This window comes from Paenibacillus sp. FA6, from assembly GCF_051550225.1.
In the GTDB taxonomy this organism is placed as follows: domain Bacteria; phylum Bacillota; class Bacilli; order Paenibacillales; family Paenibacillaceae; genus Paenibacillus_AQ.
On record NZ_CP188820.1, the window covers coordinates 3,137,511 to 3,150,041 of the forward strand.

Consider the following 12,531-nt stretch of genomic DNA (forward strand, 5'->3'; position numbering starts at 1 on the left):
TAATGAAAGAAACGAACTTGCGGTTTTGGACATGGCATCGTTATTATTAATGAACGCAGTCAGGGCGGTCCATTAGTCCGAACCACGTAGGGATACACATCATCACCATTCGCCCTACTTATGATAAGGTTCCCCGTAACATCTAAAGAGCGAAATCGAAAGGAGATGCCTATGTCTAGAGGTCACCCTATCCTGAATACTATTATCGTATTTGATCACCGCAGTAACCGAAATTATTCACGCGCTTACGCTCTGTTCCACCGATCGATACGCTAGCTCCGCTAATCGCACTATTCCCAGGTCCATGCATGACGTCTGTTACCGATCCTAAGAATTAAGAAAAATGCCTTCGGCATCCTTGGTTAAGGAGTTTATGTAGTGGATTAGTAGAAATGAACTGCGGAAACATCCAGTGTTTAAGGATCATGTAAAAGTGACTAGCGTGGGTGGGAAGGGGCTGGCTATGGGCTGCATCCGCTATTAAAGTCGTATTCCTTGAATTATTCTTAATGGATGGAACACGACTTTAAAGGCGGAACGTAAACTTTTCGCTCCATATCCATCCCCTTCTCTTGTTCTACTCTGAGGGTTCTGCTACTCCCAGATTCATTACTAACCGATCTTCGATCCAGTAGTTATAACCATGTACTCCTTCATAAAACTCTGGATACATTTCTCCTCCGCACCCTCCACATGTAAATTGTGGTGGTACCTCTGGGTCTCCTCCATCCATAGCATCAAAGTTTCTCACTACACTAAGCGGTATCTCTTCCGTTTCCTTGCATCTCAAACAAATATAATTCACTTTCTCTTTGGACATCAGGTATTTCCCAATGTTTGTTCTCATCGAAGAAGATTCGGTGCAAGATGTTTTTTGTCTCCATAGTACAATTTTACATAAAAATTCAGATGAATTCCCTTGTTAGCTTTTATGCAACGCTACTGACTTTCTATATATTTTAAAAAAAGTGAATAAGCTAATACCTGTCAACTGTATTTCTTTCATTATTTCTTTCATTATTCTTTCATTACGCTATGTTACCATTCAAATCTAAGGGATCTGAGCGGGCTCAATTTTGATGTGCCAGTGTACCCGCTATTTGCATTCACAATGATTTTACACTCCAGGAGGAAGATTATGAAAAGAAAGTTACATTATTTTTTGGTAGTCACATTACTCGCATCTTTGTTCGCAGGATTTCCCATGCAACCCAAGGCAGAAGCAGCTGTAGTCGCTGACACGTTCGGCTTTCATGAAACTCCCTTTTCGTTAGCACCGAATGCGTTTACTTTTCCAGACGAAGGGTATCTCGAAAGCATTACTATGCTGGATGCAGATGATTCAAACAATCTGTATGTGATTGCTAAAGAAACCTATGCTAACGCCAGTGATATTTTCCATTTCACAACAGACGGGGAATTTCTTGATCGTTTGATCACTCGCGATGCGTTAGCCGCTCAATTGACAGGGGCAGACTGGCATACAACCATAGAAGCACCTACAATCGAGCCAGTTATGATGGCTTTTTCCAAGGAAGGCTCAGAACGTTATCTGTATATTGTCTTGAAAGATACGAATGCTGGCTTTCCGATGATTAAGCTTGATGTATCCACCAAGACTGTAGTTGCGGATAATATGCATGTATTTACAAGCCAACCTTCTTGGATGCAAAAGGGTAAGGATGGACTCATTTATATATCCACTTTCACATATGGTAAATACGCTATCTTGGACACTACAGCCCCCACTCCTTCAGTTATATCAGTTGATACGAGTTTGAACGTAAACATTTCTGGCATCGTATCCACAGAAGATGGCAAATTTCTTATCAAGGGAACTTTCAATAATCCAGCCTATATTTGCGATGAGCCGGATCTGATCACTTGCACCCCGCTTCCTGGAGATAGTAGTTACTATTACTCCCATCCTGCTACCTCTGCAGATGGTACATTTAGTGCATTTGGAACATATGTTGAATCGGATAACTACCTTCTTCTTAATGGAAGCGACGAAATTAAGATAGACACTCCTTATCACCTCCGTTACGACTTTATCGCATTGATGAATAACGGAGATTTAATCGCAGCCTCAACTTCCGGCGAGATATCCGTCTTTGCTTATAACCAATCTAAAAAAAACTACACCTATCTGGCCACCATAAATAGTTATCGCGGGGAAACTTATGAACTAGACTACATTCAGATGATTGTGAATCCGGAAAACGATCATTTTTATGTTTCTGAAAACCATTCCAATAACAATACACTTGATGAATTCGATGAAAAGGGTGTTTATTTACGTAGCAATACCTTTGCGAATGAGATTGGAAAGGTGACTTATCACGATGGCTACTTTTTTACGATCATACGTGAGGGCATAACTAATATCAGTATTATATCTGCTCAAGATTTCACTCATCGAAAGACGGTCTTTATCGAACCATCGGATATTCTATGGACACCTGATGGGAAATTTCTGGCGAGCTACGAGGACAAACTAGAGCAATATTCGTGGAATGCCTCAGCTAAAGAGCTAGTATTGGAACATACTTATTCGGTAGGTGGAAGGTACCTGAATATGCATGGCGATGGGAAACAAGTTACTTTTACTGAAAAAGATAGCGGAAATATGTATATACTAAATCCTGATACGCATCAATACGTAGAGACAACATTCCATCTTGGCTCTAGCAATGGCGTTATGGACAGCGCAGGTTCCCTCATTCACCATGATTGGACAACCTTGTCCATCATAGAACCGAATTATGGGACTGTTTATCGAAATCCAAATACACTTTATTCAAGCTTCTGGAGTTATTATTCGGAGGATACGTATCTTGTTCCCAAAAAGATATATGACCCTGCTATTCAAAAATATAACACGATTCCTGTTCTACTGCAGATGATCACGCCCGATTCTGATCACGAGGCTTTATTTACTACGGTCTCCGAAACCCAGCTGTATTCGGCTACTGAAGTCACGGATGGCAGTTTTGATTTAGGTATTAACTTTCCATATAACGGAACAACGCTAAGTGAGATTCAAATACAAACCCAATACGGTAATAAAATAGTCTCTTTCACGGATCATCCTGAGACTGGAATGAATATCAATGGTACACCTGGTGCGATCTTCCATGCCGTCATCGGCACGGAGATTGGCAAAAGAATGGCTGTTTTGCAGTTTTCAAATGTCATGAATACGTGGCGTTACGGAACATTACAGATGATCTTTTTTGAGGAAACTGGGGAAATTGTCGTACAGGCTGAAACGCATCAACGCACCACCTCAATGGTGTATTATACGTATCGTCTTAAAGAAGGTGGGAGTTACCGTGGCTTCCCTTCGGGCGTAGCACAAGGCATAAATCTTGTGAATGATTCATTTCTTGCCAAACACGGCAGACCCTATATTCCTATTCTATTAAAAACAGGGAATACACTGTCGTCTCTCTTATTACAGGCTCCTGGAGATAGAGTGCTTTTCGAAGAAAATGAGGATGACATCATGCTCGAATGGGTAGATTCTAATGATCCTGCCCTTTATGATAAGCAGTATATGTTGCTCTCTACAGATCCTAGCTTTGTCACCTATCGACAGGAAGATGTGACGGGTCAGACCAGCTACAATTTGAGTACCTCACCATTGATACCGGGTATACCTTATTATTGGAAGGTATTGACGGTAAATACAGTAACAGCAGAAATTGCGATGTCACCTACACGACAATTTGCATTTAAAAACTGGGTAGTTGATCTAGAAATAAGCGATTTGACCTATGATACAGCACAGACAAAAGTGATATTAAAAACATTAAATTTAGATTATTTCCGGAAGGTTGGCATTGCCGTCAGCACCTCCGCAAATCCAACTGTAGCGGATGAAATGCTCCAGATTACTGCACCGTATGAAGAAGTGATGGCTCAGCCTCTCACGGGACTTCGGCCGGATACCTTATACTATGCCAGAGCATTTGCGATTGATGGGACCCAGACCCGATATAGCCGGCAAATATCGTTCACAACAGAGACCTTCGAACATTCATTGGAGCTTGAAAACGTAAAGTTTGCACCTACGGTAACAGATCATGTGTATTCAGCAACGGTGCCATACGAGGTATCCGTAACTAACGCCACTTATGATCAAACGAAGGGTATTACGTTGGCAGAACTATGGGTTGAAGGTGTTCCTTATGCCTGGGGAATGGATATCCCGCTGAAAGTTGGGTTAAATACGATTGTATCTCACTTTACAGATGCTCTAGGTATCTCCCAATCGACTGTATATGTCACTAGAGAGCCGGAACGTACTGGGGGAGGTAACGGACCTGGGCCTATCCTCAATGGCCCCGGACCTATCGTCCATCCGCTAACAACTGCATTTGATATTTGGATCAATGGCGATGGCGTCCACGCCAATGACGTTAATGGAGAATGGTATATCATATCCGCCAAAGAAGAAAAAAGCATTGAAATAAAAATCTCACAAAATGCTTGGACAGGACTGTTCGTCCCTCAAGGCTTTGTGGAGCTCGAGCATCAAGGCATTGAATATCGCTTCCCTACTGCAAACATCGTCACTGATCAAATGAAGCGACAATGGGAGCTTTCAGGGATGACGACCTATTCCATCGTATTGCATCTGCAGGTGGATGAACAAAGCATTCAACCTGCTTCGCTACCAAAAGGTGTCGTCGGTAAAGGAAAAGTCATTGGGCTCAAGATGGAAGTCCAAGCAGGAGAGAAAGCAACAACGGTTGAACGCTATTCTAGGTTTGCACAGCTGCGTTTCCCGATTGATACGACAGATGTGACGACAGCAGTTCGTCTGGTCGAGGAAGGCGTTGTCCATATTCCAACTAAAACCATCACTCACAATGGAAAGGATTATGCCGAGCTCAGTCTCATTATTAATGGTGACTTCATCATGATTGACTACGCGAAAAGCTTTGACGATATTCAAGCACATTGGTCAGAAAGCCTAGTGCAAGAGCTCGCAAATCGCCGTGTAGTGAACGGATTCGCGGCTGGAAGCTTCCAGCCGGATCGCCATATTACCAGAGCACAGCTGGCTGTATTAGTATCAAGGGCTTTGGGTTTAGGCGGAGTCAATTATACAGACCGCTTTAAGGATGTCAGTCCAGAGGCATGGTTTGCCAAAGAGCTGGAAGCAGCCGTAGCATTTGATTTATTACAAGGTTATGAGGATGGTAGCTTCCAAGGAGATAGCTTAGTCACGCGCGAGCAAGCCATTATCGTCCTTAATCGTATCGGAAAATTGACAGGTATCCGTGTTAGTGAAGATGCAGCACTTTCTGCTCTGAACTCCCATGAAGATGCAAATCAGGTTTCTTCCTGGGCAAAGAAAGATGTTGGAGCAGCCATCTCTGTCGGCATCGTCCAAGGTCGTAACGATGGGCGCATTGCCCCACAGGAATGGATGACTAGGGCAGAGCTATCCGCGGTTATATACCGCTGGCTATTGCACACCGATCGCCAATCATAACATATTCTAAGTTTCAGCATACAAAAAAGCACCGGCAATTCCGGTGCTTTTTCCCTTTTTATTAAGGCCATTACCGCATGTTGAGTCGGCCATCTATATTTTCTATTATTAAGTACCTATTTACGACATCTACACATGTTTTAAGTTTTAAGCACCCATATGGATATTTAACATCCACGTCCCCACCTTTAACACAACTTTCTGCCTTATCACTACTTGTGATAAGGCTCACCGTATCATCTCTAGAGCGAAATTTTAAAGGACATCCGATTGGATGCCCTTTATGCTCGAATTCTGTGCGATTAGCCTAGGTTTATCAACAACACTAAATTTGAAGTTATAGAGCTTTCCACAATCTCAGAAGTAAGACGGCTGCTTCGGCTCTTGTTGTCGGTCCATCCGGGACAAACTCATTGCCACTTCGCCCTCTAAGAAGTCCATGCTCATAGGTTGCTGCGATATACGGCTTAGCCCAGGCTGGTATTCGTACATCATCAGAGAAATATGTGCTTTCCGTACTGTTGGCCTCCCACTTCATTGCCCTTGAAACCATCGCCGCCATTTCTGATCGGCTTACCGTTTGCTGTGGATGTATTGTCCCGTCGGGATATCCCTCGAGAATTCCCTCTGCCACTGCTGTCTGGATGGCCAATCGCGACACTCCAAGAATGCTTCCCTTATCACTGAAGTCTATCGCGCTCGATTCATCACTTATTGTAATTTGAAGGGTTCTCATCAACATCGCTGCAAACTCTGCCCGCGTGACGAGGCCATTCGGCAATAAAGTGTGGTCATCCTCTCCCACCAGAATACCCAGTCCTGCCGCTTCGCAAATATCTAGCTTCGCCCAGTGGTTCTCAATATCTGTGAATTGGCATACAGGAGCTTTTGCCTCGGACGTGAGTGCAGGCGAGAGTTCCAGTTGTTCGCTGGATGTATTAACGGTTAATTTAGCTAGATCTGCATTACTGGATTGGGTCACGCTAGGTTGATCACCGCCGCTGGGTGGATTCTGAAGTTGGATAACATTCACCGTCCGCACTGCATCCGTAGCTGCATTGCCCGAGCGATCCTGTACCTTATATGTTAGCTTATACGTACCAACTTGACTGGTATACACCGAACCGCTAACTGTAATCTCGCTAGTTAAGTCCCCATTCACATCGTCCAATGCAGTCGCTCCGGGATCAATAAACGGGCTACCTACCTCTAACTCTAACGGATTTAAACCTATTAACGAGAGGACGGGCGGGACCGTATCCACAACAATTGGATCCTTGGAAAGGATATCAATGCCTACAGTAGAGGGCAATGATTCACTATGTATATCACTTGCGCTCCACTCAAAAGATATCGCTCCTATTTTACCAACGTAAGAAATAAATTGTGAATCAGGTAAATTGATAACATCTACAGTTTGACCTGCAATAATATCCGTTATGGCACTCCCTGTATTTAACTGTAATTTTCCATATTCGTTTTCTGGTAAGGTGACTATCTTAATCTGAGTCAAAGGAGAATTGCCTGAGTATTGCGAGGTAAATACAGCTTCAGAAAATGTATACACCTCACCTTCATTCATACTAATACTAACTGGTGTAATTATAGGTCGGTTTATAAGTCTAAGTACCAGATGTAATGTGGACTCCTTCTGGATGTTATAATCAGCCAAGGTACGACCATCCTCTAGCTGTTTACCAGCAAATATTAACCGCATTTGATCAGGCGGTATTCCTTCCTTGTCTTGGATCTTCTGTTTTACATTGTCTATGCTATCACCCGGTTCCACTTCTAATGTAATGGTTTTTCCTGTTAGTGTTTTAACAAAAATTTGCATAGCAAATACACTTTGCGGAAACACAAATAATAGCGAAACAATGAGCAGAAGACTTGCGTAATGTTTTTTATTTTTCATATGAAGCACCTCACCTTCCTATAATTCATTCCTACTATAAGCATATAATTTATCTGCCGATTGAATCTTAATGAAATCTTAATGAATGTTATAAAACATGTATTTCTCTATTTATTATTGTTATGATTTGATCAAGATTAAGATTGGCTTCATGTCACTTACGAAGGAGGAATGATTCGCCATTATTAAAATTTTAATTGTAGATGATGAACCCGAAATTCGTCAGTTAATTCGAATGCATTTAGAACAAGCAGAACTGCAAGTCATTGAAGCCAGTTCAGGACGACAAGCTATTCATTTGTTACAGAAATATACGATCGAATTATTGATACTGGACCTCATGATGGATGATGGCAACGGGTTTGAGGTGCTGCAATATTTACGAGAAGCAAAGGCTGAATCGTTGGTAATTGCACTTAGTGCAAGACGAGAAGTGCAAGACAAAATCCTGACGCTCGGATTAGGTGCAGATGATTATGTCACAAAGCCTTTTAGCCCAGTGGAATTGGTTGCTCGCGTGCAAGCACAGTTAAGAAGACATCGCCCTCATTCTTCTTATCCTGCCAAGATTCTACGTTTAAATAAGTTAGTGCTGGATATCGATAATTATCTTTTGCAAAATGATGGAAAATCATTTTCTGTAACCCCGGTAGAGTGCCGACTTTTAGAAATGTTCATGCAAAATCCAGACCGCGTTTTAACCAAAAGGGAAATTTACAAGCAGGTGTGGAATCATGAGAACTTTGATGATAACAATTTAAGTGTCTTTATAAGCAAACTGCGAAGCATCCTTGAACCCACGGTGGACTCGCCTCATTACCTTCACACCATACGTGGAATCGGTTATAGATTCTCAGGTGATGGACAATGAAAAGTAGAACAAAGCTTTGGCTACTTATGCTCATTAGTGTAATCATTAGTATTCTTGTGTTTGCTTCTCTTAGCCTCATTATGGGCAAAATAGGAGATAAGGGTTATAATCTGAACGGCCTGAACGACATCTCGCAAGAAGTCCTTGAAACAATTGCTACGCGTCAAGCTTTTCATCTCGCAGACATAACGCCAATACTGGATGATGCTCATAGCAACCATCCTGATATTCGTTATGAATGGATTTCAGCAGATGGATCGACGATTTATGATACCTTCGGAGAAAAGAAATCCTATGATTTCGGGCAGTTTGCAAATCGAATGCTCAATATGCCTCAGAACCTATGGGGGGTCGATGGACCGATTACGCTTACTTACTCCATTAGCCAAGAGGATCAACCCTATTATTTATTGATGAGTTTATCCAGCGACGACATGAAAAATGGGCAAATTTACTTCTTCATGCGCACGTTTAAAGCCATGTCTACTTTTATGCTACCGTTAATTGTTGCTTTATTAATTCCCTATCTGCTATCTCTAGGGTTTTTCTCTTCCATGAATAAACGAATCAGTAAGCTTAATCAGGCTATAGGACAGCTTAACCTCCAAAGTGAAATTACTGTACTAGAGGACACGAAAAAGGATGAAATTGGCCAGCTCACTACGTATTATAATGCCATGGTTCACCGTATTCAAAATCAAGGCGAACAAATCAAGCAATTTGACACCCGACGAAATCTGCTGCTGTCTAATCTTTCCCATGATCTACGCACCCCACTAACGATGATTTTAGGCTACGCAGAAACGATTCGCGCTGGGTTGTATAAGGATGAGAAGGAGCTGCAAGCGAGTGCCAAAGTTTTGCTGCAGCGCTCTCGTTATATCGATAAGCTTTTAGATCAATTGTTAGATATAACTCGCCACGATGAGGGAAATTTAGAGCTTCATGTTGAAGTGCATAATGTATCTGAAATGATGCGAAAAATTGCTGCAGACTACCTGATGTTTCTTGAGGGGCAGAACTTCACTGTTGAAGTAAATATCCCTGACGGGGATATCCACGCTTGTATTGATTCCTCCCTAATCGAACGTGCGCTGCGAAACCTGTTGGATAACGCGATTCGCTACGGATCAGAAGGCCATTATCTTGAAATGGGACTTTCAGAAAAGGATGATACCCTATTCATGATGGTTATCGATAAAGGGCTCGGCATCCCTTTACAGGATCAAGAGCATGTCTTTGAACGTTTCTACCGTATCGATGGCAGCAGAAAAGGTGAAGGACTCGGCATTGGACTATCCATTGTCCAAGAAATCATTGCCCTCCATGACGGATCAATTACCTTGACGAGTGTTTCTTTTGATAAGACGGTATTTGAGATCCATCTGCCAAAAGGTCAGCGTGAGCAGTAACGCTGACCTTTTCCTGCGTCCGACCAACGTGCCTGACTCCCCGGAGAGAGTAACTATCCGCGCTCTTAATTTTTAAAACTCATATTTCGCCCTATTTATGATACGCATCACGGCACTGTCTGTAACGGCAAATTTTAAAGGCCATCCTTTACGGATGGCCCTTTTTTGATCTCGCTATCTCAATAGTCTCAAATCTACTAACGGGATAATCTCCGCCTAAAGAGTTTATTTTTGAGAATCAAGAATAAACATAGATGCATCATGTCCCATGAATATTTTACTTCCATTATAAAAAGTTTTGGATTGAATATCCCTGTACCCTATTTTAGTCATAATGTCAGTTAGCTTTACTTGATTAAATCCGTTATGAACGATATCTGAAACTACTTTTTCATTTTCATTAAAATCTACGATTAGTAAATGTCCTCCTTCATTTAGAACATCAAATAATCTTGATAAAACGAATTCAACATCATTAATATGGAGTAGAACCTGAGCCATAACAATATAGTCAGCATGTAAATCCGATAAGCCTTCCTTTTCAAAATCAAAGCACAATGTATCTACACTCTGAATATTCAAATCAGAAATTTTTTGCTTTATTTGATCAATCATGTTTGGTGAAGTATCCAGAAAAAGCATAGAATTAAAATCGTTTAACAAGTTCATTCCGACAAGACCAGTTCCACACCCAAAATCAATAGCATTCTTACTTTTAGCGTCAACTAAATACTCACGAATAGCATCTGATGATACCTTTGCAATTTGAGTTCTTTCAGAAGTGTCATATCGATTAGCTATCATTTCAAACTTATCCGTATTTCCCATTATTACCTCTCCAATCTGCCTTAATAAAATCCTGAAGACAACAATATAGAATGATATTTTATCAAAGCATTAGCATTTAGTCCACATTCTTATTAGTTCTTATGGAAAAAAAACCTCTGTATGAAGGAGGAGACAACCTTGTTTTTCTCTCAAAGGTCTACTGCCATCTTTTTTATCCTGTGGGTTTAGCTTAAAATCGGTCCAAGCAATTTCTGGAACATACATACTTCACCATTTCGGACTTAAACCTTAGGGATAGCGCCCATGCTGGGCGCACAAAAAAGAATCCTACTTCATAGAGAAGTAGGACTCTTGGTTATACTGTTTTTAGTTTCATATTTACTTTGGTTTCTTCTACTTCCTCAGCCTGCCCCACACGTTTAATGAAGAATGAAAGCACCAGACCAACAATTCCGATTCCAATAATGACAAGATACGCATCATTAATACCCTGAATCGACGCTTCCATCAACATATGCTCCTGTGTACCTGAACCGCCAGCGACGGTCATATCCTGAAGATGGGATTTGGTACTGGTCGTCATTACCGTGATAAGCAGAGAGGTTCCTATCGCACCAGCCACCTGCTTGATGGTGTTGGCAATGGCTGTACCATGCGCATTCAGTCTTGCAGGTAATTGGTTCAGGCCTGCCGTTGTGATTGGCATCAGGAACATGGCCATCCCGAAGCGTCGTCCTGTAGACATCAGAACTAAATACGTATAACTAGTGGAATCGGTCAGATTAACGAACCCGATGGTTGTCGCGATCGTAATAACCATTCCGATGATGGCCAGCCACTTCGCTCCAAAGCGATCGAATAGCTTCCCTGTCACCGGCATCATTAATCCCATCAGAAGTGCGCCAGGGAGCATCAAAAGTCCAGACTCCATAGCTGTGTATCCACGTGCATTTTGCAAATACAGTGGAAGCAGCATCATATCTGCATACATGACCATCGTAATCGCAATATTAATAACGGTCGTTAGGGAGAACATGCTATATTTGAATGCTCTTAGATCAAGAAGCGGACTCTTAGAGACTAACTGTCTCCATGTAAACAAAATTAAGGAGACAACACCTACAACAAGAAGTGAAACCACTTCCGTACTTGACCAGCCCTTGCTTCCAGCACTGCTACAACCGTACAGCAGAGCACCAAAGCCGATGGTTGAGAGAGTGGCACCCCAAATATCAAGTTTGGGATAAGTCCGTTCAGTCACATTTTTCAGATATACAAAGGCGATAACTAAAACAATAACGACAAACGGAATCATCCCATAAAACATCGTTTGCCAGGAATAATGCTCCATGACATAACCGGCGACTGTAGGCCCGATAGCAGGGGCAAAAATAATAGCTAAACCAACCAATCCCATAGCGGCTCCTCGCTTATCAGGAGGAAAAACGGTCAAGATGACAGTCATAAGTAGCGGCATAATAATACCGGCTCCAGCTGCTTGAATCAGGCGGCCAACCAACAATATGTCGAAGGAATGTGCTGCTGCCGAAACAATGGTTCCACAGAGAAAAACTAACATGGAAGTCATAAACAGCTCCCGGGTTGTAAACCGCTGCATTAGAAATGCAGTAATCGGAATAAGAACCCCGTTTACCAACATATAGCCGGTCGTCAGCCATTGGGCCGTAGATGCCGCAATGTTGAAGTCAATCATTAGCTCCGGCGTCGCGACGCTCATAATCGTTTGATTCAAAACGGCGATAAACGCCCCCAAAATCATGACAAATAACAAGGGACCTTTCTTAATAGAACTTCTGTCAAATGCTAAACTTTTACTCAGTATGCTCAATCCCTTCAAATTTGTCACGAACCTAATTAACACTTTGTAGTATAATAAGCTCAATGTAAAAGATTATAGTTATCTCACTTGCATTTCACAAACGACAGATTCCTTAAAAGTGTATTTTAGTTTACATTCGATCATGATCTGTCGTATATGTGAAAGAAAAACTACATAACAAGACATAATTGTCGTATA

General features: G+C 41.9%; 7 protein-coding genes and 2 pseudogenes. 5 read left to right on the forward strand and 4 right to left on the reverse strand.

Going from position 1 to position 12,531, the window contains the following annotated elements:
* Window positions 1–577 precede the first annotated feature (577 nt).
* The gene (locus tag ACP8HI_RS14705; RefSeq protein WP_438346981.1) at window positions 578–847 is read right to left on the reverse strand and encodes a hypothetical protein; all 270 of its coding nucleotides are present in this window, start codon (window positions 845–847) and stop codon (window positions 578–580) included.
* A 291-nt stretch (window positions 848–1,138) separates the two neighbouring features.
* Between ACP8HI_RS14705 and ACP8HI_RS14710 the strand changes: the two genes are divergently transcribed.
* On the forward strand, window positions 1,139–5,506 hold the full coding sequence (locus ACP8HI_RS14710) for an S-layer homology domain-containing protein (protein ID WP_438346982.1): 4,368 nt from the start codon (window positions 1,139–1,141) through the stop codon (window positions 5,504–5,506).
* Between the two features lie 337 nt (window positions 5,507–5,843).
* On the opposite strand, the gene ACP8HI_RS14715 is transcribed toward ACP8HI_RS14710, so the two are convergent.
* Window positions 5,844–7,421, reverse strand: coding sequence for an S-layer homology domain-containing protein (locus tag ACP8HI_RS14715; RefSeq protein WP_438346983.1), 1,578 nt, complete (start codon window positions 7,419–7,421; stop codon window positions 5,844–5,846).
* Window positions 7,422–7,656: 235 nt separating this feature from the next.
* On the opposite strand from ACP8HI_RS14715, the pseudogene ACP8HI_RS14720 reads away from it, so the two are divergent.
* From ACP8HI_RS14720 to ACP8HI_RS14735, 4 genes and pseudogenes are all read left to right on the forward strand, one after another.
* Window positions 7,657–7,884 (forward strand): annotated as a pseudogene (locus ACP8HI_RS14720) (response regulator); the annotation flags it as partial.
* A pseudogene (locus ACP8HI_RS14725) lies at window positions 7,861–7,966 on the forward strand (DNA-binding response regulator); the annotation flags it as partial. The pseudogenes ACP8HI_RS14720 and ACP8HI_RS14725, both read left to right, overlap by 24 nt.
* 44 nt (window positions 7,967–8,010) lie before the next feature.
* Window positions 8,011–8,292, forward strand: coding sequence for a winged helix-turn-helix domain-containing protein (locus ACP8HI_RS14730; RefSeq protein ID WP_438351840.1), 282 nt, complete (start codon window positions 8,011–8,013; stop codon window positions 8,290–8,292).
* Window positions 8,289–9,704, forward strand: coding sequence for a sensor histidine kinase (locus ACP8HI_RS14735; protein ID WP_438346984.1), 1,416 nt, complete (start codon window positions 8,289–8,291; stop codon window positions 9,702–9,704). The genes ACP8HI_RS14730 and ACP8HI_RS14735 overlap by 4 nt, the downstream gene beginning before the upstream one ends.
* 225 nt (window positions 9,705–9,929) lie before the next feature.
* Here the strand turns inward: ACP8HI_RS14735 and ACP8HI_RS14740 are convergent, their stop codons facing one another.
* Both ACP8HI_RS14740 and ACP8HI_RS14745 read right to left on the reverse strand, forming a co-directional pair.
* A complete protein-coding gene (locus tag ACP8HI_RS14740) occupies window positions 9,930–10,532 on the reverse strand; it encodes a class I SAM-dependent methyltransferase (protein ID WP_438346985.1) in 603 nt (200 codons plus the stop codon).
* Window positions 10,533–10,848: 316 nt separating this feature from the next.
* Complete coding sequence (locus tag ACP8HI_RS14745) at window positions 10,849–12,273, reverse strand: DHA2 family efflux MFS transporter permease subunit (protein ID WP_438346986.1); 1,425 nt, start codon at window positions 12,271–12,273, stop codon at window positions 10,849–10,851.
* Between the last annotated feature and the right edge of the window lie 258 nt (window positions 12,274–12,531).